Below are 25,045 nucleotides of genomic sequence, written 5' to 3'. Positions count from 1 at the left end.
TTGTTACTGGTGGTTTTGAGTCATGCGCTTTTTGTCTGTCGCTTTATCCTTTCTGATTATGGCATCGCAACTTTTTGCCGAAGAACGTTCAGACCGTCTTCAAATTATTTGCACTGGCCCTGAAGTCGTTGCTGTTCTGGAGCAAGTTAAACCTGAGAATGACGTTAACGGAGAAAACATCACCCTAGCCGGCTCTGATTTTCTCACCGCCGTGCAGGCTGGCGGCAACCCACCCGAATTGAAGGGAAGCCTATCACTGTCTTACATTTCAGTGCCCGATGACCTCACACGAGATGAGATTTTCGAAGCATTGGATAACGACAAGAAGGCGCGGGATCAATTTGACGGATTTATACAGGGCGCGAATGGTGCCCCAAAATTTGTAACACAACTTTCCGGCAATCAGAGTGTGGAGTTGGTGATTGCCTCAGACAACACGGCAAATCTGACCGAAACCTATCATTCCTCGACTATAGAGACCGAGCTTTCGTGTCTTTTCGGTTTTGCATTTGACCCTGCACCTGAGGAGTTTACTGCACGTCTTTCAATGATTTGCCTTGAAGTCGAAGAGGAAGGCCTTTGGGTGTTCTCTGACACAGGGGTTATTAACTGGAGATATGTCGCCCCATACGGACACATTTTTATTGTGCGTCAGAGTGGCCCAAGTCCTACCGACCCGCACCTTTTTGTCGATTTAGAGTCGGAATTCTTGCAAGTCAAAATACCGGATTTGAATATGGAAGAATACCCACGGATGGATGTCTTGGCATTTAGGCCCTTAAAAAGGGTTCTGGGCGCAATGAGTGGCGAGATTCACTATCAGGAGGTGTTCAACAAGCTTCACTATCAGGAAGCGTTCAACAGTTTGCTCGAAGACCCCAAAATAGACCGTTACAGGTATATGACTATTGCAGGCGCGGAGTACCGTATACGACGCGGCGCGCACAGCGTACGCTGGTCTTTATCTGATGATGGGCAATCAACCGACGACCCCAATCAGCCACATGAGTTGCACCTTCTAGTAAACAATGCAACCAACAACTCGAAGAGGTACTACGAAGTACACGATCAAAACGGGGATATTTCTAAGGTTGTCTCGTTGGATTGTGCGACGTTCTTACAGTAGCAGCGAATTCCACAATACAGACTTGTAGGCTTCCTGAAAAACCATCGATTGGCCAATTCAATAGCCTGAGACCGCTATCTATAGTTGGGTTTTGGTAATCAAGAAGAAGGTTCGTTAGCCACATCAACCAATGCCACGGTTGCAGCAGATTCCTTAGCGTTCATAGTAACTCGTTAGGTAGTCATAAGGTATATCTCTGGATAGCAAAAACATATGCCCTCTTATGAACCCCTAAAAATAGCATATGCCTAACCTGTTTAGTGATGGTTATTTCATCACCACACCAAACCCCTCCTCTACAACCAACCTAAGAGAAGCACTCTAGGTCTGCACTTCCGTTAGTGATCGACCGTTAACGTGGGCCTTAACCCAATGTGATCATAGAACGCTTCACTGAAGACCTCTTGAGCTGTGTCGACGTCCCGAACTCGGACGATTAGACAGTCATGAACTGGAAGTGCTGGAATACAGTACTGACGTTTCAGGATCAGTAGCGTCTGGTTCATGATGGCGGAATCAATGGCCTGAAGGCGCAGAGAATTTAGACCTCTTGTCTCCAAGTCATTTAGGAATGGGTATCGTTCCAGAATCTTGCCTATGACCGGGGAAGTTCGCCCCCCTATCCGACCCTTTCCAACGATAACGTTTATTTCTTGCTTCACCTCTTCTCTGTCCAATCCGTCGATCTGGTACAGGTCAACCCCAACTTCATAGTCGAACCCCATCAGGCCGAGTAGCATGGTCAGCTGGCAAGCCTTTATGTCAATCTCAGCAGTTGGTTCACCACCTATCAGAATTCCCCTCCGCTCCTCTGACTTCCAATTGATATAGGTCGATTCAGACCCGTAGAAGCGGCCACCAGAGTCCCACTGGTAGTTTTCCCTGTCCCCATCATTGAAAACACGGAACAACACTGGCGGCGCTCCAAAGCTGTATTCCCACTCATTCAAGAAAGCATTAATTTCGTTCACATCCGCTTCAATCGCAGCCGATGTCGATGATCTTGTGTAGTCCGTGATAATCCGAGGCTTTGCCTCCCCACTGATTTTTGCCGCTTTCAACGTAATTGGTCGGGCTTTGTTCCGGTCGCTTCTGAAATGGAGTGTTAGGTTCTTTGGTGTGATGCCGTACTCAGCCAGACGTTCAAGCAGCAAAGGGGTGGCCCGAAGCCGTGTCGCCCATCGTTTGTTTGGGGTGTTCGGATGGTAAATCTCACCATCAAAATCGTCGCTTCCTCGAAAACCGTTAACGACATCCATCAACCCCATTTCGGGCCATACAGACTTCAGGGTTTCATAATGCCTGCTGGTTGCGTTTGTATTCTTGAACTTGTCCTTGTTACTTTCCCTCCAACAGTATCCCCCAGAGCCTATGTTGAGTGCTGCTTCCAGCAAGTCCCCAAGCAACGCCCCTATGGTAGCCTTTAGGGATCGTGCCGTTTCCGCTCTTAACCCCCTTACCCTTGTTCCCTGCATTCGCTGAAAGGAAACTGTTTCGTCCATTACAGCGTCAATTGCATCGCTTGCTTCTTCCGAGAAGGGACACATCACTAGAGAAGCCATTTTGGCCGCCCTCAGTTCCTCCGGTTCAAAGTCTGGCTTAATTTGATCCATGGTTTTCTAACCACCCATCCATCATGTTTTCTTGGTTAACCGAACTCGTTACTCTGGTTCTTTGGGGATCAGAGGTGGCATTGCCTTGCCTGATGCAGCTTCACATTTGAGCATTTGGCTCATGTGAGCGCTAAGAACTGAAACCTCATGTCCAAGGCCGTACCCTTCGCCCACACCATCGCGTTTCCAGCCGCCTATTCGGTCAACGACGTCTGGTGGACAGTTGGTGTTTCTGAGGCGGTCCCTAAGGGAATGACGCAAGCTGTGAAGTGATTGTTTTTCACCCCTGAGTTTCTGATCTTTCAGCCACTTGTTCAAAGTGGCGGATACCGAATTCTTGTTGAAGTCACCGTTCCTAACCACCTTCGGGAAAAGGTATTCACCGTCAGATGTTTCAGCAGCACGTCTAATCGCCCACAGCGAAACACCGACAAGTGGAACCCGTCTTGCAGAAGACTTGGTTTTGACGCCTCTTATCCTATTCGGCTTTAGCGTTATGTGTGGAGTTTCCGCGTCGAGAAAAACGTCCTCATGTAATAGCCCCGCTATTTCTGACATTCGGGCACCGGTGTCACTGAGTGCTGCTATAACCCAGCGCCGTTCATCATCCACTTCCATGCAACGTTGTTGAATTGCCCAAACCTGTTCCAGCGAAAAGGGTAACTTTGGTGGTTCCCAATCAGAGTCTTTTTCAGGGATAATCAGGTCCGAAAGTGGGTTTTCCATACGGACACCCAGCTCCCTGATCGCGGTGTTGAATATCGGCCTGATCTGGTTGAGGTATCGCTTCACTGTTGCTGGTGTCACTGTCTTGAGCAGTTCCTCCACGAAGGCGTTACCATGGTTTCTGTAGTACTGATTGATGGGGAGTTCACCATTAACCTCAGTAAATCGCTCTACAGACCTAGCAAACTGAGTGTCTTCCGCCCTTTTAGGGTAAAATCTCAGGTGTTCGTCCTTAACCTCCGAAAAGTATGGAACGGTGAGGTCACGTAGCTCCTCTGGGTCTGCATAAAACAATTCGGCGGCGCGCCTCAAACCGGGTGGAAGCCGTTCTGCTACAATACCCGGCGCTTGTCCGTCCTGATCCAGAGATTCGATGAGAAGCTCATTTACAAAGCGCTCCGGCTCAATATCGTATTTGGCGTATTCAGCAGCTTGACCGGGTTTTAAACCGTGTTTTCGAAGGATGGCCATCGCTTCCTCCCGAAGGGCAAGTTCGCCACCATCGTTAGACCTCAAGAGTCGCCACTCACGGTCTAACCTCTTGGTGATCTGCTGCGCTTTTCTAGCCGCCTCTGCTGGGCTTTTAGTTCCAAGGGACTCGAAGAGAATTTCCTTCCCACAGTAATGAACCTGTAAGTCCTTCGGTATCCTGCGTCGGTAGTTCGCTCTACCTCCACGCCATTCAACATGTTTGATTGTCATTCTTATTGGACCGTATCTGAACCAGTTCTTCGACATGTGTCACCTATCGGGGTACAGGAAGCGTCTAAGGTATGGAAAGCACATACTTTTTTAGAGCAGTCTGGCGACCCCGGCAGGATTCGAACCTGCAACCTGCCCCTTAGGAGGGGGCTGCTCTATCCAGTTGAGCCACGGGGCCGCGCAAGGGTCTCTGTACCTGTGTTTTTTCGCCTTGTCATGGGGATTACGCCAGGTACGTAGAACAGTTGTAAACCGCGTTCCGTTTACGCTACCATCGGACAAAATAACAACGCAGGTGCCTTCCCGTGACCACTGAAACAAAACGCCCGCTTACCCTTCGCGATGTATCAGAGGCTTCGGGGGTATCCGAGATGACGGTCAGTCGGGTCCTGCGCAACCGTGGCGACGTGTCGGATGCCACCCGCACCCGCGTTCTCGCCGCCGCGAAAGAGCTGGGATACGTGCCCAACAAGATCGCAGGCGCGCTGGCCTCGAGCCGGGTGAATCTGGTCGCCGTGATCATCCCGTCGCTGTCGAACATGGTCTTTCCCGAGGTTCTGACCGGGGTCAATCAGGTGTTGGAAGACACCGAGTTGCAGCCGGTGGTTGGCGTCACAGACTACCTGCCCGAGAAAGAAGAAAAGGTTCTGTATGAGATGCTCTCGTGGCGGCCTTCGGGCGTGATCATTGCGGGGCTTGAACATACAGAAGCCGCCCGTGCCATGCTGGATTCGGCCGGAATTCCGGTGGTCGAGATCATGGATACCGACGGCAAGCCAGTGGATGCGATGGTCGGCATTTCGCACCGCCGCGCCGGTCGCGAGATGGCCGAGGCGATCCTGAAGGCGGGCTATGAACATATCGGCTTTATGGGCACCAAAATGCCGCTGGACCACCGGGCGCGGAAACGGTTCGAGGGCTTTACCGAAGTGCTGGGTAAAAGCGGGATCGAGATTGAGGATCGTGAGTTTTACTCCGGCGGTTCCGCTCTGGCCAAGGGGCGAGAGATGACACAGGCCATGCTGGAACGCTCTCCGGACCTTGATTTTCTGTATTATTCCAACGACATGATCGGTGCAGGCGGTTTGCTGTATCTGCTGGAACAGGGTATCGACATACCCGGGCAGATCGGCCTGGCCGGGTTCAACAACGTCGAGCTGCTGCAAGGTTTGCCGCGCAAATTGGCCACGATGGACGCCTGCCGCTTGGAAATCGGACGCAAGGCCGCTGAGATCATCGCTGCGCAGCTGGCCGACCCGAATGCCGAGATCGACACGCGCGTGACTCTGACTCCCACGATCAGCTTTGGCGACACGCTAAAACGGCGCTAAACCAGTGGCTATCCCCCGGCTGGACAATAAGGCGGCCCGTGCCCTGTTCATGGACCGCCACGCGCTGGCCGAGCAACCTTCGGGCGCGTCCAAGGGCGCGGACTTACTGGACCTGATACATCGACTGGGCTTTGTGCAGCTGGACAGTATCAACACCGTCGCCCGCGCCCATGACATGATCCTGTTTTCGCGCAGGCCGACTTATCGCTCTGACAACCTCAAGCGGCTTTACGAGCGCGACAGGGCGCTGTTCGAGCACTGGACCCACGATGCCGCCGTAATCCCGATGGAGTTCTACCGCCATTGGCATCTGAGGTTTCTGCGCGACGAGGCGCTGCTGAAATCGCGCTGGAAGAACTGGCGCCGCGACGGGTTCGAGCAGCAATTTGCCACAGTCCTAAAGCATATCCGCGATCATGGGCCGGTGTCGTCCTCGGATGTGGGTAAGGACGAGAAAAAGGGCTCGGGCGGTTGGTGGGATTGGCACCCGTCAAAAACCGCGCTGGAGTTTCTGTGGCGGTCTGGTGCCCTGACCGTGATTGGTCGCAATGGCTTTCAAAAGCGCTATGACCTAACCGAACGGGTGATCGAAACCCATATGTGCCCGGGAAACATGCCTTGCGACGCGGAGGCGACCGTTGATTGGTTGTGTAACGCGGCTTTGGACCGTCTGGGCTTTGCAACCCCCGGAGAGCTGGCCGCATTCTGGGATACAGTCAGCGTTTCGGAAGCGAAGGACTGGTGTGCAGAGGCTCTAACTCAGGGTGATTTGCAGGAAGTCGAAGTAACCTGCGCCAACGGCAACATTCGCAAACTGCTGGCGAGGCCAGGTCTGACTGAGACTGAACTCCCCTCAGCACCTGGCCGTATCCGGGTGCTCAGCCCGTTTGATCCCATGCTGCGCGACCGCAACCGGGCCGAAAGGCTGTTCGGCTTCCATTACCGGATCGAGGTCTTTGTGCCTGCCGCCAAACGCACCTATGGCTATTACGTCTTTCCCCTGCTCGAGGGCGACCGGATGATCGGCCGCATCGACATGAAAGCACAGCGCGACCGCGGCGTTTTGCAAGTCAACGCGCTGTGGCCGGAACGATCCGTACGCTGGTCCGATGCGCGGACCAGTCGATTGCAGGCAGAGCTGGACAGGGTCCGCCGGTTTGCAGGTTTGGACGACGTGGAATTCGCGAAGGATTGGCTAAAAGACCCTAAATAGGGTCTATTCTGCCTTGGACAGGGTCAGCTTGATCGGCTGCAACCCGTCAATCGCACCGTCCAAGACATCTCCGGCCTGCACTGGCCCGACACCGGCAGGCGTGCCGGTGAGGATCAGGTCTCCGGGCCGAAGATGGTAGTAGCCGGACAGGTGGCTGATGATCTCGTCGATCTTCCAGATTAACTCTACCAGCGTTGCATCCTGACGTATCTCACCATTTACACTCAGATGAATGCGTGTGTCGTCGCTAGGCGACCACTCGGACGCCAGCGTGAGGGGGGCGAAAACCGTTCCGGCCTCAAGATCCTTACCCAAATCCCAAGGCCGCTGTTTGTTGCGCTCGCGGATTTGCAAATCGCGGCGCGTCATGTCCAGCGCGCAGCCATAAGCGTACACCGCATCCCACGCCTGCGCGCTGGTGGCGCGAAAGACGGGTTTGCCGATGGCGAGGGCCAGCTCCATCTCATGGTGGAAATTCTCGGTACCCGGAGGGTAAGGCACGGTCGCGCCGGACAGAACCGCATTCGGCGCGGACTTGGTGAAATAAAACGGCGCTTCGCGGTCTACTTCGTTGCCCATTTCGGCCGCATGGGCCGCGTAATTGCGCCCGACACAGAATATCCGACCCACCGGATAGGTCTGTTGCCGCCCCTGAACCGGGATTGAGATCGATTCGGGCAGAGTGAACAAACTATGTGCCATTGCGGCCCCCTGTTGCGACAAGAGCGCGCATTTTAGCCGAGATGACGGATGGGACAACCCGCGTTCTACCATCTGAAACTGCACCCATCTCATTGAAATGAAAATAAAAACACCAACCCTGATGATTTCTTGCCTCTGAAACCCAATTCACAATTGGGGTGTTCTGTCTTGGAAATCGCGCAGACAGCTATAAGTTGTGTGGTGGCAGGGCGAAATATCGCTTGCAAATCGGGGTGCAGCGCGCCCTAGCCGCCACTCACAAACTGGCGGATACCCAAGCGTCCGCCGTGGCGAGAAGACATCCGAACCGGCCGACACACACACCGGCCACCCGGATGTGACTGTTTCGGGGAACAAGTGCCAAAGGCAGTACCCCCAATAATGTCTTTGACCATTTCGCTGGCTTATTTTTCAGGCTGGCATGTTCTTCGAAGCGCAGGACGGATCGCCGCACACTATCCGGCGCACCCGGCCCTGGGCCAGGCTTCGAGTTCAGTACACGTCTGGCCGCCCCGTCGGAGCAAAGCAGACACTCCGGCGGGGTTCGGGTACTGAATGTCACGTTTCCAAATCGCGCAAGTCGTTCAACAGATCCAGCAGCGTCTCGTGCCGCTCAGGACCGAGTTTGGCGCGCAGGTCATCCGCCAGATGCCGTGTGATCTGGATATTGTCCCGAATGATCTGCTGACCCTTGGGGGTGATCTCAACGATCTGGCGGCGTTTGTCGCAGGGATGCGCATTGCGCATAATAAACCCTTTTATTTCCAGCTTTTGCAGGATACGCGTCAGACTGGGCAACAACAAACAGGCGCGGTCCGCGATATGTGTCGGTTCTTGCGGACCTTCTTCATTCAGGACACGCAGCACGCGCCATTGCTGTTCAGTAACACCGGCATCCACCAGCATTTTACGAATGGGTCCCATGACCCGTTCCCGAGCCCGAAGTAACGCAATGGGCAATGAACGTGACGTCAATGGTACTTCATTGGTCATGCTAAATTGTCGCCGAAATCCGCGTTTTCTGCAACTCAACAATCCGTTTTTCTGCATGATTAGTGAGATTTAGCCCTGTATAGGCCCGCATTATCCTTCAATGACTGTGTGCCAAATGATCCGCGCGTGAAAGATCGTTGACCTCCGGCAACGGATGCTGATCACTGTCACAGGGGGGATCACCCCATGCTCAACGGTGCTGAGGTATCAGATGAAATGGGATGAGTTCTCGGAATGGGGAAAAATGATTGCCGACTGGACGCAGGATTACCACCTGACAGTCGGCGACAAACCGGTACGTGCCCGCACGGAACCGGGCGACGTCTTGAACGCCCTGCCCGCTCATCCGCCAGAGCAGCCGCAGCCTGTCGAGGATATTTTCCGCGATTTCGAGGATATCGTGATGCCCGGCATCACCCATTGGCAACACCCCCGGTTCTTTGCGTATTTCAACTCGAACGCCTCTGCCCCGTCGGTTCTGGCCGAGTTTCTGGCCAGCGCCATCGCGCCGCAATGCATGCTTTGGCAGACCTCTCCCGCCGCGACCGAGATGGAGACGCGGATGATGGACTGGCTGCGACAGGCGCTGGGCCTGCCCGAAGGCTTTGCCGGCGTCATCCAGGACTCCGCGTCGTCGGCGACGCTGGCTGCGGTACTGACCATGCGGGAAAAGGCGCTGAGCTGGCGCGGTAATCAGCATGGGCTTTTCGGGCAGAAAGCGCTGCGGGTCTATTGCTCGGCCGAGGTTCATACCTCGGTGGATCGCGCCATCTGGGTGGCTGGGATTGGGCAGGATAATCTGGTGCGTATTCCGACCAAAGGTGACTGGCGTGGGATGGACCCCGCAGCGCTGGAGACGGCGATTCAGGCTGACTTAGACTCGGGCTTGCAGCCTGCTGGCGTCATCCTGTGCGTCGGCGGAACCAGCGTGGGAGCGGTGGATCCGATCGACGAATGCCTAAATGTCGCGAGAAAATATGGCCTCTATTCCCATGTGGATGCGGCATGGGCCGGTTCAGCGATGATCTGTCCCGAATACCGCCACTATTGGCCCGGCGTGGATCAGGCCGACAGTATCGTGTTCAACCCACATAAGTGGCTGGGCGTTCAGTTCGATTGCTGCGCACATTTCCTGAAAGACCCTGACGATCTGGTGCAGACGCTGGCAATCAGTCCTGAGTTCCTCAAGACCCATGGCAAGGATGGGATCATCAACTATTCGGAATGGTCGGTGCCTTTGGGCCGAAGGTTCCGGGCGTTGAAACTGTGGTTCGTGATGCGCGCCTATGGGCTGGAGGGGTTGCGGGAACGGCTGCGCAACCATGTGAACTGGTCCGTTGATCTGCATGATAGGCTGGCGGCGGAACCAGATTTCCAGATTGTGACTCCGCCGATGTGGTCGCTGTGGACGTTCCGCTATGCTCCTGACGGTCAAACCGATCTGGACGATCTGAACTTGCGGCTGGTCAACGCCATTAATGACGATGGCCGCATCTATCTGACGCAAACCCGTGTGGATGGCGATCTGGCAATCCGCTTTCAGGCCGGTCAGTTCGAAACCACCGAGGATGACGTTCGCATGGCGTATGACGTCATCACTGAAATCGCCCGCTCTCTGACCTAGAGGTACCGCAATGTCCGCACCTGTAAACACCTTCAAACAGGCTCTAATCAAAGGCGATCGGCTGATCGGCTGTTGGAGCAGTTTCGGCGAAGCCATCACCGCCGAGATCATGGGAACCGCCGGCTTCGACTGGCTGGTCATTGACGGTGAGCACGCGCCTAATGACATCCGCTCGATCCGCGATCAGTTGATGGCGCTGGCGGCAAGCCCCACACACCCGGTAGTGCGGGTGCCCGTCGGCGATACCGCCCTGATCAAAATGGTGCTGGATATCGGCGCGCAGACCATTCTTGTACCCATGGTCAACAGCGCCGAGCAGGCGCAAGAGCTGGTGCGCGCCTGTCGCTATCCCCCGGACGGCCTGCGCGGTGTTGGCGCAGGGGCAGCGCGGGCCACTGGCTATGGGTCGTTCAGCGACTACATCCAGACCGCAGATGAGCAGATTTGCCTGCTGGTACAGGTGGAAAACCGCGCCGGGATGGCGGCGCTGGACAACATCCTAAAGGTCGAGGGCGTCGACGGCGTCTTCATCGGCCCCGCAGACCTGTCCACTGATATGGGCCATCAGGGCAACAGCGCCGCGCCCGAGGTGCAGGCCACCATTGCCGACGCGATCAAACGGATCAAAGCGGCGGGTAAAGCGCCCGGTATTCTGGGCACCAATGATGAAGCCAGTCAGGCTTATATGGACATGGGGGCGCAGTTTCTGGCGGTTGGGATCGACGTGATGCTATTGACACAGGCAGCACGGGCACTGGCGGCCAAATGGAAAGCCAAATAGACCCTAACCCTGCATATCTGCGGCAGCCTGCGCATACCCGCCCGAGGCGCCGTCGATGAAATGCACATGGTCGTCGCGCATAGCAGACGGCACAAAGCAGGTCATCATAGCCTCATCCTGAATGTGCAACCCATAGCGGATTTTGCCGTGGCCGCGGGCCTGTTCCAGCATAATTCGGATTTTCGACAAGGTGGCCGGATCACAATCCAACGTCATTTTCAGCCCATCGTCAAACTTGCGGAAATCGGCGTTGCGGCTGACCATATGCTTGTAATGCTCGGGATCGAACTGCCCCATGCGCTTGCCGGTCTTGAACAGCAGGGCAATCAGCAGGTTTTGACTCAACAGCTTTAATTTCTGCGCAATCAGGTTGCCTCCGGCGCGGGACACACGTGCATCCAGCGTGGTATCCGGCGGCGGCCAGCTGATTGGGGGACCATTTTCAGGCACCGGGTGGCCGGAACGCTCTAGCCCCTCGGCCGCGGACAAGACGGATTGGGCCAGATCGGCAAAGTCGCTCTCGGTCGCCTTGGCAGTTGGCTGCACCACGACCGAGACAATGTTGCCGTGCCGGGCTTTGCTGTTGGACCAGCGGCAGGACAGACCGGTCAGATCGGGCTGCGCGCCGGGATCGGCGGGCGGCACTTCGAACTGACCCTGCTTCATCTGTGCTTCGGCCCAGGCCAAACCACCACCTGAAAACATTGCGTAATCCACCCCGTCCGAGGGCGCATAGCGCGCCACCCGCAGGTCGCGCCCTGCCAGACGGATTTCGGACACTGGCACCAAAGCGCCACGCAGGGTGATCGCGAACTCTTCGTCCGCCCAGCGCCGCAGGTCAGCCAAAACCGAACGGGCCGTGTCGACCGCGCTGGCCGGAATGGCAAACCCCGCGCCGTCTCCACCAAAGACATAGGGAAACTCCTGCCCCTTCAGCGCGTTGATCATGGCCGAGATCACCGCCGCGCCGACCATATTGACGGTTTTGTAGCGCCCTTTGGCAATCTCTCCGGTGGAATCCACGATATCAGCAACGCCCAATGTCCAATCATCCGGCACGGCGGTAAACCGCGTTGGCTGCGCCAAACGGGTGAAGTCCCTTTGCAAGGGTAGGTTTTCGTAAAAGGCAGCCTGTGCGTCCTTCATTGATACCTCAGGGTGATCACTCAGAAACAAGATAGCCCGATTGTGATCTCTGTCTCGTGCAAAGAGTATAACACACGTCCTTGTGTGACGCAGCGTGCCGTGCCAATTCTTGCCACGCAGCTTGGGGGAGAAGGGGCGTTTCATGAAGGCAGGTCTGGTGGTGTTGTGTCTGGGCTATGTGCTCAGCCAGTTTTTCCGCGCCTTTCTGGCTGTGCTCAGCATTGATCTGGGCCGCGATATCGGCGCCACGCCCGAGGATCTGGCCTTTGCCTCGGGGCTTTGGTTTCTGATCTTTGCCGCGATGCAGTTGCCGGTTGGCTGGGCGCTGGACCGGGTCGGGCCGCGCCTGACCGCAGCCGTTTTGCTGCTGGTCGGCGGTGCGGGCGGAGCCGCCCTTTTTGCCGTGGCCAGCACGCCGTTTCACGTTGCGATCGCCATGGGATTGATCGGCGTCGGCTGCTCTCCGGTTCTAATGGCGTCTTATTACATCTTCGCGCGGGAATACCCGCCCGCACGGTTTGCCACGCTGGCAGCCGTTATGCTGGGGGTCGGGTCGGTGGGCAATCTGGTCGCCTCTTACCCCACCGCGCTGGCGGTCGAGCTGATGGGATGGCGCGCGACGATGTGGGTGCTGGCGCTGTTTTCCGGCGCAATTGCGCTGGGTATCTGGCTTAGCGTACAGGACCCTGAAAAGATTCAAACCGAACAAAAGGGCTCGTTTCTGGATCTTCTCAGGGAACCGGCGCTGTGGACCATCCTGCCGCTGATGCTTGTCTCTTACGCACCGTCCGGCGCAATTCGAGGGCTATGGGCCGGGCCGTATCTGAGCGACGTTTTCGGCCTCAGCACAACCCAGATCGGTCAGGCGACGCTGATCATGGGCGCGGCAATGATTGCCGGAACTTTTGCCTATGGACCTTTGGATCGGGTGCTCGGCACGCGGAAATGGGTCATCTTCGGCGGTAATGCACTGGCTGTGGTCGGTCTGGCGCTGTTGTTCCTTTGGTTTGAAAATAACGTCTGGCTGTCAGTGGCGTTGATGGCTGTGATTGGCTTCCTGGGAGCCAGTTTTCCGGTCATCATGGCGCATGGCCGGGCCTTTGCCCCGCCGCATCTGGTCGGGCGCGGCATGACCTTGCTGAACCTGTTTGGCGTGGGCGGCGTCGGCGTGGCGCAATTCGCCACCGGTCGCATCCATGCCGCCACAGTGGACATCAGCCCAACCGCGCCCTACACAGCGATATTCGGCTATTTCGCCGTCACGCTTGCCATCGGCTGCGTGATCTATCTATTCAGCCGGGATAGCGTCGACTGACGCTGAAACCGTCAGGAGCATCCATGTCCGACCCGCGCGTCATCGCCCCCAACCTCAAACGCAGGCTTTCCGGCGTGACGGCGACGATTGCGCGGCTGGTGCCGTTGCAGGTGCAATGGATCGACATCGCGGCGACGGGTCCGGGCCTGCCCGAGGACATCCCGCACATCCCGCTTGGGCGCCTGCCCTTTCTGTCGCGCAAGACCCTGCGTGTCTGGCACGCCCGGCGCAATACCGAGATGCTGCTGGGCCTGATGCTGCGCAACATTTTCCGGCTGCGGCTGAAGCTGCTGTTCACCAGCGCCTCGCAACGCGCCCATACGGGCTATACCAAATGGCTGATCGACAAGATGGATGCGGTGGTCGCCACGTCTCGCAAAACCGCCGGGTATCTGGAACGCGACGCGCAGGTGATCATGCACGGAATCAACTTGCAAGATTTCACGCCACCCGAGGACAAAGCCGCCGTCCGCGCCCGTCTGGGGCTGCCGGATGGTCTGCTGTTGGGGTGTTATGGCCGCATCCGCCACCAGAAGGGCACCGACGCTTTTGTCGACGCAATGATCGACCTGTGCGACCGCTTCGACGATGTCCACGGCATTGTCATGGGCCGCGCAACCGAGAAACACACCGGCTATCTGGCTGAGCTCAAGAACAAAGTCGCCGAGGCAGGTCTGTCCGACCGCATCCTGTTCAAGCCCGAAGTCACCGTCGACCAGATCGCCGAATGGTATCAGGTTCTGGACCTGTTCATCGCCCCACAACGGTGGGAAGGGTTCGGTCTAACCCCGCTTGAGGCGATGGCCTGCGGCGTGCCGGTTGTGGCCACTGATGTTGGTGCGTTTTCTGAGATTGTCACCGACCCGTCACTGGGCCGCGTGGTCGAACCCGGCGATATTCCTGCATTGGCCGATGCGTCTGCTGAAATGCTGTCTGACCGCGATTCCCTTGCCCGTGGTGGCACCGCCGCCCGTGCCCATGTCGAGCAGAATTTCGACATCAACGGCGAGGCAAAAACCCTCGTCGCCCTCTACGAGCGGCTTTTGAACGACGCCTGACCCGCGCCAGCGCGTAAAATCGGCGTCATTGTGCGAAATAACGGCCGAAAACCCTTTTTTCTTTGCTGCAACGCAGCTATGAACGCGCGTCCTTAACTTTGGAGACATGAAATGGGCTATCGCGTCGTTGTCGCCGGCGCCACAGGTAATGTGGGCCGCGAAATGCTGAACATTCTGGCAGAACGCCAGTTCCCCGTCGATGAACTTGCCGTGCTGGCAAGCCGTCGTTCGCTGGGTACAGAAGTAAGCTTTGGCGACAAGACACTGACTACCCAGGACATCGATACCTTTGATTTCACCGGCTGGGACATGGCGCTGTTCGCCATTGGCTCGGACGCAACCAAGGTCTATGCCCCCAAGGCGGCCGAGGCTGGTTGTGTGGTGATCGATAACTCGTCGCTGTATCGCTATGACCCGGACATTCCGCTGATCGTGCCAGAGTGCAACCCGCAGGCGATCCACGACTATAAGAACAAGAACATCATTGCCAACCCCAACTGTTCGACCGCGCAGATGGTTGTCGCGCTGAAGCCGCTGCACGACCGCGCCAAGATCAAGCGCGTTGTCGTGTCGACCTATCAGTCGGTGTCAGGTGCCGGTAAAGAGGGTATGGACGAGCTGTGGGATCAGACCAAAGCCGTTTACAACCCAACCACCGAAGTCGAGCCGAAGAAATTCCAGAAGCAGATCGCCTTCAACGTCATTCCGCAGATCGACGTCTTCATGGAAGACGGCTCGACCAAGGAAGAATGGAAGATGGTTGTCGAAACCAAAAAGATCGTCGATCCGTCGATCAAGGTCACAGCCACCTGCGTCCGCGTTCCGGTCTTCGTTGGCCACTCTGAGGCCGTGAATATCGAGTTCGAAGAGTTTCTGGACGAAGATGAAGCCCGCGACATCCTGCGCGAGGCTCCGGGTATCATGGTGATCGACAAGCGCGAAGCTGGTGGCTACGTCTCGCCCATCGAATGCGCGGGCGATTTCGCCACCTTCATCAGCCGCATCCGTCAGGACTCGACCGTGGAAAACGGCATCAACCTGTGGTGCGTCAGCGACAACCTGCGTAAGGGCGCTGCCCTGAACGCAGTCCAGATCGCCGAGCTGCTGGGCCGTGAGGTTCTGAAAAAGGGCTAACCGCCCAACCCAGAGGGGCCACCCGGTCGCGGGCGGCCCTTCTGGTGCATATTGGGGTCAGACGACGGAAAGTGCGTCAGACTCAATCCGGGTTACGGAAAATACGACGTCTTCGAAATCGTAATCTCCTCCGCCCAACAGATCTTCAAAACCGACGATCATTGCGTCTCCGCCGGGGGCAATACCAGACAGCGCATGTTGTTCATTATCGGTATTGAGCAACGCGTTTTCTGCATGAAATGTGGTGACGTTTGCCACCTCTCCGTTGACCGTCAGCAACAGGTCGAGGCCATCATCAACATCTGCAACAGCGCCGTTGCTGGCCTGGAAATCCAACACATCCGAACCGGACAATGCCTCGGCCCACTCTGCCGCATCCTGCACGATGAAAAAGCCCAAACGGTTGCCGTCCGTCACATCCTGAAGGTTTACCAATCCGTTGACGTCATTGGCGTTGGTATAGATCAGCTGAACGTTCGAGATTTCGCCATTGCTATCGATTTCGTAGACCCCCACAACATTGTCGAACCCAGCGAACCCGATATCCAGCATCTGAATCTGGAAATCGGTTGATCCGTCACCGGCCAGATAGTCCTTGTTGACAATGCCGTTCACCTGATCGCGCCCGACTTGCATACCATCAGACAAACCGGGCAGGTAATCTGCGTAGGTGATAACCGTATCCCCACCCTTGGCCACGGCAAAGATGTCCCCATTTGGCAGTCCGGCATTCAGCGAAATGGTCACGTCGTAATCGCCGTCGCCGTCAGTATCGACCTGAATCTCAGAGTTCTGGTTGAAACGGATATTGGATCGTCCTGGCGCGACGCCTTCCAGAACCAGCGTATTGCTATGGTCAAAACCCTGAAGAAGATCGCCGTTCAATTCACCGGGTGTACCGCTGAGGGTTCCGGCTGCGTTGCCAAAGTCAAAAGTCTCAGTAGACGCTGTCGGCCCTTGGCCCGAGCCGTCCCCGGGAACATCAATAACTGTGATCGGGTTTGGTGCCGGGGGTGCGGGTGGCGTACCCGGAGTCGAGCCGCCTCCGCCGCCGGTGGACGTGCCGCCTGTGTCCAGTTGCACGGGGGCTGATGTATGCGCGAAATTCTGAGTGACCATCACCGCCGGAACCCCGTTAAAGGTCCCGATCTCAATGCCGATACCGATATAGGTCAGGTTCGGATCCAGAATATTGGCCCGGTGTCCGGGGCTGGCCATCAGAGAGTTGTGCAGATCAACCACATCATCGCTGAACCCCGCCGCGCCGCGCTGGCTCTGCCATGCGATGTTTTCCGCCGTGCGCCAGCTTCCGGTCAAATCAAAGCCGGAATCCCGAATGCGCTGCGTGGCCGAACTGTTGTTGACCCCGGTATGCGAGAAAGTGTCTGTGTTCAGCATCCACGTGCTGTGATCCTCAGCCGATGCATTCAGCTGGAGTTCCAATTGAACCGGATTAAGGCCAAGCGCGAGCCGCTCGGCGTTAATAAGGTCTAGCATTTCACGTTCTAAATCGCTGGCCTGTGACATCACCCTGCCTCCGTTTCCTGCGGGAGTTTTTGAGCTAATTTTGTCAAGAATTTGGCAGAGTAACGTCACTTGCCGCATTCAGGTCCAAAGCGGCGAGGTTTCGCTGAAAACCGCCGCTCAGCAGCGAGAAACCGCGTGAAAATGCGAGGCTTTTTGAGTATTGCATCAATGTGCGGAAAGATTTTTCCGTACTTTAAATCATTGTAATATATGAATTAATACTCTGGCGAGTCATAGATTCGACCAGATCGCCGAAAGGAACAAAAGACTTGAGAATAATGATCCTTCTCTTGGTGTTGCTCATTTTGGCAGGGTTCGTCACAACCATTATTCGGTTCGTCTTTTTGCTGGCTTCGTTTTCGAGTCTTATCGGCGCCACCAGCAAGGCGGGACAAGATCGGCCCGGCGAACACTTATTGACCGGGGGCTTTATGTCAGCGTGGCGCGTATTGCGTTACAAGGAAAACGCGAACGCAAACTGGGTGCTTGCCAGAAACGCTGTGCTTTTTTTGGGATCATTCACAATAACGATGCTAGCAGCATTTTTGCTGTTTCACTTTAACACCGAACACTGTGTTCTGGGTATGACAACAACATCCCAAGACGGAACCGTTACAGTAATTTGCGGCGAGTGACGCTTGTCACTCACCGCAATCTATTTCAGTTCTATAGCGCCTGCCCCTCGGCATCGAAGAACTGTAGTTTCTCCGGCGCGAAATGCAGGCCGATCTTGGTACCGGGTTTCAGCTGGGTATCACCGCCAAGGCGCACAGTGACCTTTTCCTCGGTCCCGCAATCGACAATGACGAACATGTCTGCGCCAAGGTATTCCACCACCTCGACCATGCCATCGCTATGGCCCGCGCCGGGTTCGACCACGCTGATATGCTCTGGACGGATGCCCAGCATGGTGGCCGCGCCAGTGCGGTCGAAAGGACCACTGCCGCCGTTTTCCAGCTGGAACTGATCGCCAGAGACAGTACAGGGGATAACGTTCATCTTCGGGCTGCCGATGAACTGCGCCACAAACAGGTTGGCAGGGCGTTCATACAGTTCACGCGGGGTACCGACCTGCGCGATCTTACCGAATTCCAGCACCACGATACGGTCGGCGAGCGTCATCGCCTCGACCTGATCGTGGGTCACGTAGATCATGGTGCGGTTCAGGCTCTGGTGCAGCTTGGCGATCTCATACCGCATCTCGACCCGCAGCGCGGCGTCAAGGTTCGACAGAGGTTCGTCAAACAGGAACGCGGTCGGGTCACGCACGATGGAACGGCCGATGGCCACGCGCTGACGCTGTCCGCCGGACAGATCCTTGGGACGGCGTTCCAGATAAGGTTCCAGCTTGAGCACTTCGGCAGCCTTGCCGACACGCTCGGCAATCTCAGCCTTGGGGACCCCGGCGACCTTGAGCGAGAAACCCATATTCTCACCCACGGTCAGGTGTGGATAGAGCGCGTAGGACTGGAACACCATCGTCAGCCCACGTTTCGAGGGCGGGTGATCGGTAACGTCATCGCCGTTGATCAGAAGTGATCCGCGCGAGATATCCTCGAGCCCGCCAATCATGCGCAACAGGGTCGATTTCCCACAGCCCGAAGGGCCGACAAAGACGACAAACTCGCCTTCTTCGATTTGCAGGTCGATGCCTTTGATCACCTGCACGTCGCCGAACCATTTCTCGACGGATTTGAGTTCGATGCTGCCCATCAGTTCCTCCCTGCCCAATGTAGCCAGACGGCGGCTGTCCATGTGAACGAATTGCCTCCGGCGGGGCTGCCGGTGGTCGGGTCGTAATATTCCGCAAAGCCATGGCCCGCGATCAGACGACCGGTTTTCAGACGCAGGGTTTCGGCCTCGTCACCGTGGCCCATATCCTTCAGACCAATACCGGCCAACATGTTCATGAAGGCCCATGTCGGTCCGCGCCAATAGCGGCGCGCATCGAATTTGGGCATGCTTGGATCATAGCTGGGGATCGGGTGCGGAACGATGGTCAGAATGGTTCCCAAACGCTCCAGCATCTGCGGCGACTCGATCCCAGCATACCAGCACAGATAGCTTGCGTTAGAGACGCTTTCAGCGAATTTCCCGGTCCGGGCATCACGGGCATCGAACGAGCCCAGAGCTTCGTTCCACAACGAATGCGCGCCCTGTTCCAACCGGGCGATATCTGCGTCCAGCCCTTCGGCCTCAAGCCCCAGCTCCTGACTGATCGCCAGCAGGTCACGGGCGGCGCGCAGGGTGGTGAAGGTCATGGTTGGGTCGGCAACACGAAACGGGTTGAGCTCGAGCAATTGCTGCTGATCCCAAGCAACCGAGCGCCCAATCTGCACCAATTTGATATACCGGTCGTAGTCATATTTGGTCGGCCGGTCGGCACTGTTCACATGGGTCGTATCGCGGCGCTCGTACTCACCTACATCCGACGCGTCGATGCCTTCCATCGCGCCATCCCAATCCGGCGCATTGTCGCGCCCGGCTTCCCAGGGATGGGTGGTGCATACTGCACCATGATCATCCAGACGCCATGTCATGAACCAGCGATGCCAGGCCAGCATGGCGGGGAACAGGGCGCGGATGCGGGCCTCACCGGCTGTGCGGTCCTTTTCCCAGACCCGCCGCGCCATGGTGGCGGCAAGCGGCGGCTGGGTAATGCCCGACGAGGCAATCGGCCCGGTGCCACCCCAGACATCCGGTCCGGGGAAATAACCCGGATCGGGTTTGTGGAACAGGATGTGCGGGACCATGCCATTGTCCCACTGGCCTGAGAACAGCGTCTCAAGCTCGACCCAGGCGCGGTCGATGTCGAACTCGGCAAAGCCCACCGCGGCGACGGCGCTGTCCCAGTTCCACTGGTACGGATAGAGGCCGCTGGTCGGGATCGTATAGCCGCCCCGATCGTTGGCAATCAGGATGTTGCGGGCCGATTCACTCGGCGTTGTATGGTGGTTCATTTCTGTCATCCTTTGACCGATCCGGCTGTCAGGCCTTTGGTCATGAAACGTTCAAGCCCAAGGAACAGGGCCATGATCGGAACGGTGGCAATCACCGCACCGGCCATCAGGTGTTGGCGGGGAATTTCCGAGGAGTTCAGCATCGTGACGCCTCGGGTCAGGGTGAATTTCGACGGATCGTCCAGCAGCATGAAGGCCAGCAGGAATTCGTTCCAGGCGATCATGAAGACATAGAGCGAGACCGACGCCAGCGCAGGCAGGCTGAGCGGCAGGGTAATTTTCCAGATCACAGCAAGACGCGACAGGCCATCCATCAGACCGGCCTCTTCCACCTCGGAGGGCAGTCCTCGGAAATAGCCTTGCAGCATATAGAGCGCGACTGGGATCGTCGTGACCGGGTAGATCATCACGATGCCCAATATGGAGTTGCGCAGACCAGTCAGCGAGAACGCGATATAGATCGGCAGCGCCAGAACGATCATCGGCACCATGTAGATCAGCAGGATCGAGCGCGAGAACGCCTTTTGCCCTTTGAACCGGAACCGCGCGACCGCGTAGGCACCGGGAATGCTGAAGGCCAGTGTGATGAAGACCGTCAGGACCGAGACATAGAACGAGGTCCACAGGTAGGTGCCAAAATTGAAGTCGCGGAACAGTTCCGTGTAGCTGCGGAACAGCGCCCAGCCCTGATCCAGATCCAGCGAGAAATCCAGCGGGTTCTGCAACAGCGCCTGTTGTGATTTCAGGCTGGTCATCACCATCACGTAGAAGGGGATGACAACGATGGCCGTGAAGAAGATATAGCCAAAACCGGTACAGAAGCGGATCACCGCGTCCTCGAATTCATGACGCGTCAATTCACCGAAGGGCAGTTCCTTCAGGATTTCGGCCATCGACAGGTGCATGACGATTGCAATCGCGCCCACGGTGACCAGCAATGCCAGCAGCGTGGTGTCCGACCCGATCAGAACCGGGCCAAAGCCGGTCAGGCAAGCCAGACCCAACAGGGCCGACATACCTAGACGCGCTGCGGCATGGCGTTCCGGGAACCGGACATACGCCAAGCCCGCGAGTGCGCCCCAGATCAGGCTCAGCAGAACCTGCGGACGGAAAGCCGCGCCTGTGGCGAAGGACATGGTAACCGCGATGGTGGTGGCGATCACCACCAACCATAGCGCGCCCAGAACCGGGCCAGTGACAAAACCATTGCGCATCACAAACCCTCCTCACGGCTGATGAATTTGAAGAAGAAGAAGCTGAACGCGATCAGGCACAGCAGGATAACCACAGCCACGGCCGCGCCTGCCCCGATATTCGAGACTGCAAAGGCCTGTTCATAGACGTTCACGGTCAGCGTGCGGGTGCCCGCGTTACCGCCGGTCAGCAGGAAGATGTCGTCGAACTTGTTGAACGTCCAGATGAAGCGTAGCAGGAACAGCACCGACAAGATGCCCAGCAGTTGCGGGATGCTCAGCAGCCAGAATTTCTGGAAAGGCGAAGCTCCGTCCATATCCGCCGCTTCGTACATGCTGGAGTCGATGGACTGCATCCGCGCCAGAATGAACAGGAAGGACAGCGGAAAATAGCGCCAGATTTCGAACACCGTCACCATGATCAATGCCAAGGGGCGTTCCCCGAAGAAGTTGATCGGCTCGCTGCTCAATCCCATCTGCACCAGCAACGCGTTGGCCGAGCCCGAGAACGGGTCGAATAGCGTTACCCATGTGAAGGCTACGGCGATGACAGGAGCGACATAGGGGAATAAGTACAGGCCACGGATGAAGCCTTGGCCCCGGAAGCTTTTGTTCAGCAGAAGCGCCGCGAACAGGCCCATGACGAGCGCACCGATGGTGCCGAAGACTGTGTAGAACAGGGTGACCCAAAGGACGCCCCAGAACTCATCCCCGTCGAACACGCGGGCAAAGTTTTCCAGGCTGAACTCGAAATTGGTCAACACACTGGGACCGCTGCCAGTCACATCGGGTTCTGAGGCTTCGACCAGTTCTTCGAAGGCGTCCGGGTCTCCATCGACCGAGACTGGAATTCGGATACGCTCGCGCTGGCCGCCTTCCAACGTGCCGAAATCGCAAAACAGCGCTTGCCCGTCCAGCACACAGGGTGCTGCAACTTCACCTGTAGGCGTTACACCGTCGGGCAGGACGTCTCGAACGGTGACTCCGGCAATCGCAATCTCCTGACTGGAGTTGCGCAGGCGGTATTCGATCCGCAGATCATCACCCGATCCGCGCAGGCTTTCGCGTACGACTGGTGCAGGCGGGCGCAGGTCGGACAGGGTGAAGGGTTTGAAGCTGATCCAGAAGATCGCCAGCAGGGGCAGGATCACAACCAAAGACACACTGATGATGGTCGGAGCCAGCAGCGTCCAGGCCAGACGCGCCTCGCGTTTGGCTAACGCCCCGGTTCCTGTCGGTGGGGTGGCCGATGACATGGGGTTACCTCGAAGGGTTGGAGCGCAGCGGCGCGCACGCCGCTGCAGAGACTGGTGGTTACTGAACCTTGGCCAGTTCTTCGTTCATGGCTGCAACTGCGGCTGCTGCATCAATTTCACCGTCGATATACTGACGGACAACGCGGTTGATGGCTTGGCTGTTGATCATTTTCGACGCCAGTGCCAGTTGGCCTTCGGCCACGCCCCAGCGTTGTGCCACGTCCAGACCACCGACGATCTCGTCGATCATCGCCTGTTCATAAAGCTCACCCAGCGGTGCTTTGCGGTCGACACCTACGGGCAGTTCCGCCCAAGCTTCCGAGAACGCGGTCGGGTTGTCGGCATTGCCGCGACGGACCGGGAACTTACCCTCGGGCGCGATTGCCAGCGTCTGGGTGTAGCCCTGATCCATGGCGTATTTCACGAACTCCATCGCCGCATCGGTATCGGCGTCGTTGGTGATGCCAAAGTAACGCACGTCACCCCAGGCCGCGCCATCGGGGTTCGACGGACCGGACAGTTTGGTCACGATACCGGTCTTGCTGGCCAGATCGCGCGAGGTCGGATCGTCATTGATGGTCGGCGGAGCGCTGTCACGCAGACCGGCCAGTTCGTCCAGAATGAAGGGCGACCAGATGATCATCGCGGCTTTGCCGTCGAAATACAGCTCGCGCGATTGCTTCCAGAACAGCTCACCCGGAGGCGACGCTTTCGAGATCGCTTTGTAGAAATCCAGAACCTCGGTGGTCTTGGCTTCGTCCAGCGGCTGGAACCCATCGGGGCCAACAGGCGAGACGCCATTGGCAAGGAATACATGCTCCAGAACCTGGCTCATGAAGTTTTCGTCAACCTTGGTGGCCGAGACAAAGCCGTACATTTCCGGCGGGTTGTGCAGGGCTTCCAACGCAGCCTGAATGTCGGCAAAGCTGTCCGGGGCTTCCAGACCTGCCTCGTCAAACAGATCTTTGCGGTAGACGACCATCTGGGTCCAGCCATCAACCGGCACCGAGGCGGTTTCATCGTTGAACGCCGCCATGCCGAGCGCACCGGGGGCAAATGTATCTGCGCCCAGCTCTTCAATCACTTCGGTCGCAGCTTCGGTATCCAGAATACCCGCTTCGGCCCATGGCAAAGCGTATTGCAGCGGATGATACACCACGTCAGGCAGGTCACCGGCAGCAAAGGCCGCTGTTGCACGCGTTCCCAGATCTGTTTCTGTGACCGGGATTACCTCGACCGTTGTGCCGGTTTCAGCTTTGAACTGATCGGCCATCTCTTGTTGCTTGGCCAGACGCTCGGGCTGTTCTTCGGTGGTCCAAAAGCGGATCGTGTCGGCCTGCACGGACAGCGCGGTCAGCGCCAGTGCAAGCGACGAGCCAAGCATCAGCTTCGCGGCTTTGGGTGTGAGTTTCATCGGTGGTTTCCTCCCCGGTTGTGTTCACGTTGCTTGTTGAAATTTCTGCGCCAGTTCGTCTGACGTCAGAGTCGGTGGGCCGTCCGAATCCCCCTCGATCAGGGTGGCTTCGGCCAGTTCGCGTAACTCGGCGGGGGCTTCACCCCGGATTTGTCGGATCAGCAGGGATGCCAATTGCTGCCCGGCTTTGCGCGAGTCGACAGCAAAGGTTGTCAACGCCGGTCGCGCATAACGGCTTTCAGGAATACCGTCATAGGCGATGACCGAAACGTCGCTCCCAATTTCAAGACCAAGGTCTTCGGCCAGCGAGTAAAAGCCCAGAGCCGCCAGATCGGTGGCAAAGACAATCGCTGTTGGAGGCTGGTCCAGCGCCATCAGGGCTCGAGCCTGCGCGGCGCCTTCGTTCCGCGTGCGTGCGCCGTCGCGGATCAGATCAGGATCTAGCGGCAGGTTTTCAGCCTTCAGACCCTCGACGTATCCATCCCGGCGCAGGTGGCTGTAGTTGAATTTCAGATCACTCCCGACATAGCCGATCCTTGTGTGACCCAAACCCGCCAGACGTTGCACGGCTTCGCGCATCGCGATCTCACCGGCGATGTCATACCAGGACGTCTCTTTGCACGGGTCCGACTGACCATAGCCGATGCGACCAAACAGGATATGCGGCACTTTCAGATTGCGTAGATAATCTGCACGCGCATCCTGAACCGCTGTTCGCGGCAGGATGAAACCATCGGCTTTGCGCTCTTCATACAAGCGGCTGAGCACCTTGAGTGTATCCTGCTCTGACGTCGCAGTCGAAATAGTCATGGTCCAGTCCAGACCACTGGCGGCTTCGCAGGCTCCGGCCAAAAAGTCCTGAAGGAACGGGTTGTGCTGGTCCGGTTCGTCGGTGTTCAGCACCATCGCAATCGCGCGGACCTGACCCGTGCGGATTGCCTGAGCGTGGCTCAACGGACGGTAGCCCAGCTTGTGCGCCGCGGTTTCTACCCGTTTTCGCGTCGATTCAGAGATATCGGAATATCCGTTCAGCGCCCGCGACACCGTGCTTTTCGACAAGCCCAGATGTGCCGCCAACTCGTCCAGCTTAACCCGTCCTGAAACCGGGTTACGCGCCGCAAAGGGGCGTGAGGGATATGAAAGATTCGCAGCCATCTTTTTCATTTATTTTTTCCGAAACCGGTTTCGGCAACAGAAAAGTACAAGAATTTGGCGCAGTGACCACTTTTTA

Annotated in this window: 21 protein-coding genes and 1 tRNA gene; 9 read left to right on the top strand and 13 right to left on the bottom strand. The window is 57.1% G+C overall.

The window, feature by feature from the left end; translation table 11 throughout:
• Positions 1-22 precede the first annotated feature (22 nt).
• Positions 23-1,126, top strand: a complete 1,104-nt coding sequence (locus tag ACOQOY_RS11875; RefSeq protein ID WP_420585627.1) for a hypothetical protein — start codon at positions 23-25, stop codon at positions 1,124-1,126.
• A 338-nt stretch (positions 1,127-1,464) separates the two neighbouring features.
• Here the strand turns inward: ACOQOY_RS11875 and ACOQOY_RS11870 are convergent, their stop codons facing one another.
• The 3 genes from ACOQOY_RS11870 to ACOQOY_RS11860 form a co-directional block, all read right to left on the bottom strand.
• Positions 1,465-2,739, bottom strand: coding sequence for a hypothetical protein (locus ACOQOY_RS11870; protein ID WP_420585626.1), 1,275 nt, complete (start codon positions 2,737-2,739; stop codon positions 1,465-1,467).
• Between the two features lie 48 nt (positions 2,740-2,787).
• Complete coding sequence (locus ACOQOY_RS11865; protein ID WP_420585625.1) at positions 2,788-4,203, bottom strand: tyrosine-type recombinase/integrase; 1,416 nt, start codon at positions 4,201-4,203, stop codon at positions 2,788-2,790.
• Positions 4,204-4,268: 65 nt separating this feature from the next.
• A tRNA-Arg gene (locus ACOQOY_RS11860) sits at positions 4,269-4,345 on the bottom strand.
• 127 nt (positions 4,346-4,472) lie between these two features.
• On the opposite strand from ACOQOY_RS11860, the gene ACOQOY_RS11855 reads away from it, so the two are divergent.
• Positions 4,473-5,498, top strand: a complete 1,026-nt coding sequence (locus ACOQOY_RS11855; protein ID WP_420585624.1) for a LacI family DNA-binding transcriptional regulator — start codon at positions 4,473-4,475, stop codon at positions 5,496-5,498.
• A 4-nt stretch (positions 5,499-5,502) separates the two neighbouring features.
• A complete protein-coding gene (locus ACOQOY_RS11850) occupies positions 5,503-6,711 on the top strand; it encodes a winged helix-turn-helix domain-containing protein (protein WP_420585623.1) in 1,209 nt (402 codons plus the stop codon).
• Positions 6,712-6,714: 3 nt separating this feature from the next.
• Here the strand turns inward: ACOQOY_RS11850 and ACOQOY_RS11845 are convergent, their stop codons facing one another.
• Positions 6,715-7,413: a fumarylacetoacetate hydrolase family protein gene (locus tag ACOQOY_RS11845; protein ID WP_420585622.1), complete on the bottom strand. Its 699-nt coding sequence runs from the start codon at positions 7,411-7,413 to the stop codon at positions 6,715-6,717.
• A gap of 558 nt (positions 7,414-7,971) precedes the next feature.
• Positions 7,972-8,406: a homoprotocatechuate degradation operon regulator HpaR gene (gene hpaR, locus ACOQOY_RS11840; RefSeq protein WP_420585621.1), complete on the bottom strand. Its 435-nt coding sequence runs from the start codon at positions 8,404-8,406 to the stop codon at positions 7,972-7,974.
• Between the two features lie 211 nt (positions 8,407-8,617).
• Here hpaR and ACOQOY_RS11835 point away from each other — a divergent pair, with 211 nt between their 5' ends.
• Both ACOQOY_RS11835 and ACOQOY_RS11830 read left to right on the top strand, forming a co-directional pair.
• Entirely contained in the window at positions 8,618-10,030 is a 1,413-nt protein-coding gene (locus ACOQOY_RS11835) for a pyridoxal phosphate-dependent decarboxylase family protein (RefSeq protein ID WP_420585620.1), read from the top strand.
• Between the two features lie 10 nt (positions 10,031-10,040).
• On the top strand, positions 10,041-10,811 hold the full coding sequence (locus ACOQOY_RS11830; protein ID WP_420585619.1) for an HpcH/HpaI aldolase family protein: 771 nt from the start codon (positions 10,041-10,043) through the stop codon (positions 10,809-10,811).
• A 3-nt stretch (positions 10,812-10,814) separates the two neighbouring features.
• On the opposite strand, the gene ACOQOY_RS11825 is transcribed toward ACOQOY_RS11830, so the two are convergent.
• The gene (locus tag ACOQOY_RS11825; RefSeq protein ID WP_420585618.1) at positions 10,815-11,957 is read right to left on the bottom strand and encodes a DUF3095 domain-containing protein; all 1,143 of its coding nucleotides are present in this window, start codon (positions 11,955-11,957) and stop codon (positions 10,815-10,817) included.
• Between the two features lie 142 nt (positions 11,958-12,099).
• Here ACOQOY_RS11825 and ACOQOY_RS11820 point away from each other — a divergent pair, with 142 nt between their 5' ends.
• From ACOQOY_RS11820 to ACOQOY_RS11810, 3 genes are all read left to right on the top strand, one after another.
• On the top strand, positions 12,100-13,272 hold the full coding sequence (locus ACOQOY_RS11820; protein WP_420585617.1) for an MFS transporter: 1,173 nt from the start codon (positions 12,100-12,102) through the stop codon (positions 13,270-13,272).
• A 23-nt stretch (positions 13,273-13,295) separates the two neighbouring features.
• Complete coding sequence (locus tag ACOQOY_RS11815) at positions 13,296-14,330, top strand: glycosyltransferase family 4 protein (RefSeq protein WP_420585616.1); 1,035 nt, start codon at positions 13,296-13,298, stop codon at positions 14,328-14,330.
• A gap of 111 nt (positions 14,331-14,441) precedes the next feature.
• Entirely contained in the window at positions 14,442-15,464 is a 1,023-nt protein-coding gene (locus ACOQOY_RS11810) for an aspartate-semialdehyde dehydrogenase (protein WP_420585615.1), read from the top strand.
• A 57-nt stretch (positions 15,465-15,521) separates the two neighbouring features.
• Here ACOQOY_RS11810 and ACOQOY_RS11805 read toward each other — a convergent pair whose 3' ends face one another.
• The gene (locus tag ACOQOY_RS11805) at positions 15,522-16,991 is read right to left on the bottom strand and encodes a CAP domain-containing protein (protein ID WP_420585614.1); all 1,470 of its coding nucleotides are present in this window, start codon (positions 16,989-16,991) and stop codon (positions 15,522-15,524) included.
• 278 nt (positions 16,992-17,269) lie between these two features.
• Between ACOQOY_RS11805 and ACOQOY_RS11800 the strand changes: the two genes are divergently transcribed.
• The gene (locus tag ACOQOY_RS11800) at positions 17,270-17,626 is read left to right on the top strand and encodes a hypothetical protein (protein WP_420585613.1); all 357 of its coding nucleotides are present in this window, start codon (positions 17,270-17,272) and stop codon (positions 17,624-17,626) included.
• A gap of 31 nt (positions 17,627-17,657) precedes the next feature.
• On the opposite strand, the gene ACOQOY_RS11795 is transcribed toward ACOQOY_RS11800, so the two are convergent.
• The 6 genes from ACOQOY_RS11795 to ACOQOY_RS11770 are packed head-to-tail and all read right to left on the bottom strand — an operon-like array spanning position 17,658 to position 24,978.
• Entirely contained in the window at positions 17,658-18,704 is a 1,047-nt protein-coding gene (locus tag ACOQOY_RS11795) for an ABC transporter ATP-binding protein (protein ID WP_420585612.1), read from the bottom strand.
• Positions 18,704-19,951 (bottom strand): MGH1-like glycoside hydrolase domain-containing protein, encoded by a 1,248-nt coding sequence (locus ACOQOY_RS11790; protein WP_420585611.1) that lies wholly within the window; start codon positions 19,949-19,951, stop codon positions 18,704-18,706. The genes ACOQOY_RS11795 and ACOQOY_RS11790 overlap by 1 nt, the downstream gene beginning before the upstream one ends.
• A gap of 5 nt (positions 19,952-19,956) precedes the next feature.
• Positions 19,957-21,165 carry a carbohydrate ABC transporter permease gene (locus ACOQOY_RS11785; protein ID WP_420585610.1) on the bottom strand — a complete coding sequence of 403 codons (1,209 nt, stop codon included), beginning with the start codon at positions 21,163-21,165 and terminating at the stop codon, positions 19,957-19,959.
• Positions 21,165-22,400: a carbohydrate ABC transporter permease gene (locus tag ACOQOY_RS11780; protein ID WP_420585609.1), complete on the bottom strand. Its 1,236-nt coding sequence runs from the start codon at positions 22,398-22,400 to the stop codon at positions 21,165-21,167. Before ACOQOY_RS11780 ends, ACOQOY_RS11785 begins: the two co-directional genes overlap by 1 nt.
• Before the next feature lie 58 nt (positions 22,401-22,458).
• Positions 22,459-23,814 (bottom strand): ABC transporter substrate-binding protein, encoded by a 1,356-nt coding sequence (locus ACOQOY_RS11775; protein WP_420585608.1) that lies wholly within the window; start codon positions 23,812-23,814, stop codon positions 22,459-22,461.
• A gap of 24 nt (positions 23,815-23,838) precedes the next feature.
• Positions 23,839-24,978, bottom strand: coding sequence for a LacI family DNA-binding transcriptional regulator (locus ACOQOY_RS11770; protein WP_420585607.1), 1,140 nt, complete (start codon positions 24,976-24,978; stop codon positions 23,839-23,841).
• Between the last annotated feature and the right edge of the window lie 67 nt (positions 24,979-25,045).

The sequence above is a fragment of the Ruegeria sp. genome, assembly GCF_965221235.1.
Classification (GTDB): domain Bacteria; phylum Pseudomonadota; class Alphaproteobacteria; order Rhodobacterales; family Rhodobacteraceae; genus Ruegeria.
The sequence above is the reverse complement of the archived record's forward strand: the minus strand, read 5'-3'. Positions and strand labels throughout refer to the sequence as shown.

What these genes read in the sequence shown, in the direction of transcription:
- ACOQOY_RS11875 (WP_420585627.1), top strand. Translation starts at nt 23, where the DNA reads ATGCGCTTTTTGTCTGTCGCTTTATCCTTTCTGATTATGGCATCGCAA.
- ACOQOY_RS11870 (WP_420585626.1), bottom strand. Translation starts at nt 2,739, where the DNA reads ATGGATCAAATTAAGCCAGACTTTGAACCGGAGGAACTGAGGGCGGCC.
- ACOQOY_RS11865 (WP_420585625.1), bottom strand. Translation starts at nt 4,203, where the DNA reads ATGTCGAAGAACTGGTTCAGATACGGTCCAATAAGAATGACAATCAAA.
- ACOQOY_RS11845 (WP_420585622.1), bottom strand. Translation starts at nt 7,413, where the DNA reads ATGGCACATAGTTTGTTCACTCTGCCCGAATCGATCTCAATCCCGGTT.
- hpaR (WP_420585621.1), bottom strand. Translation starts at nt 8,406, where the DNA reads ATGACCAATGAAGTACCATTGACGTCACGTTCATTGCCCATTGCGTTA.
- ACOQOY_RS11835 (WP_420585620.1), top strand. Translation starts at nt 8,618, where the DNA reads ATGAAATGGGATGAGTTCTCGGAATGGGGAAAAATGATTGCCGACTGG.
- ACOQOY_RS11830 (WP_420585619.1), top strand. Translation starts at nt 10,041, where the DNA reads ATGTCCGCACCTGTAAACACCTTCAAACAGGCTCTAATCAAAGGCGAT.
- ACOQOY_RS11825 (WP_420585618.1), bottom strand. Translation starts at nt 11,957, where the DNA reads ATGAAGGACGCACAGGCTGCCTTTTACGAAAACCTACCCTTGCAAAGG.
- ACOQOY_RS11820 (WP_420585617.1), top strand. Translation starts at nt 12,100, where the DNA reads ATGAAGGCAGGTCTGGTGGTGTTGTGTCTGGGCTATGTGCTCAGCCAG.
- ACOQOY_RS11815 (WP_420585616.1), top strand. Translation starts at nt 13,296, where the DNA reads ATGTCCGACCCGCGCGTCATCGCCCCCAACCTCAAACGCAGGCTTTCC.
- ACOQOY_RS11810 (WP_420585615.1), top strand. Translation starts at nt 14,442, where the DNA reads ATGGGCTATCGCGTCGTTGTCGCCGGCGCCACAGGTAATGTGGGCCGC.
- ACOQOY_RS11805 (WP_420585614.1), bottom strand. Translation starts at nt 16,991, where the DNA reads ATGTCACAGGCCAGCGATTTAGAACGTGAAATGCTAGACCTTATTAAC.
- ACOQOY_RS11800 (WP_420585613.1), top strand. Translation starts at nt 17,270, where the DNA reads ATGATCCTTCTCTTGGTGTTGCTCATTTTGGCAGGGTTCGTCACAACC.
- ACOQOY_RS11795 (WP_420585612.1), bottom strand. Translation starts at nt 18,704, where the DNA reads ATGGGCAGCATCGAACTCAAATCCGTCGAGAAATGGTTCGGCGACGTG.
- ACOQOY_RS11790 (WP_420585611.1), bottom strand. Translation starts at nt 19,951, where the DNA reads ATGAACCACCATACAACGCCGAGTGAATCGGCCCGCAACATCCTGATT.
- ACOQOY_RS11785 (WP_420585610.1), bottom strand. Translation starts at nt 21,165, where the DNA reads ATGCGCAATGGTTTTGTCACTGGCCCGGTTCTGGGCGCGCTATGGTTG.
- ACOQOY_RS11780 (WP_420585609.1), bottom strand. Translation starts at nt 22,400, where the DNA reads ATGTCATCGGCCACCCCACCGACAGGAACCGGGGCGTTAGCCAAACGC.
- ACOQOY_RS11775 (WP_420585608.1), bottom strand. Translation starts at nt 23,814, where the DNA reads ATGAAACTCACACCCAAAGCCGCGAAGCTGATGCTTGGCTCGTCGCTT.
- ACOQOY_RS11770 (WP_420585607.1), bottom strand. Translation starts at nt 24,978, where the DNA reads ATGAAAAAGATGGCTGCGAATCTTTCATATCCCTCACGCCCCTTTGCG.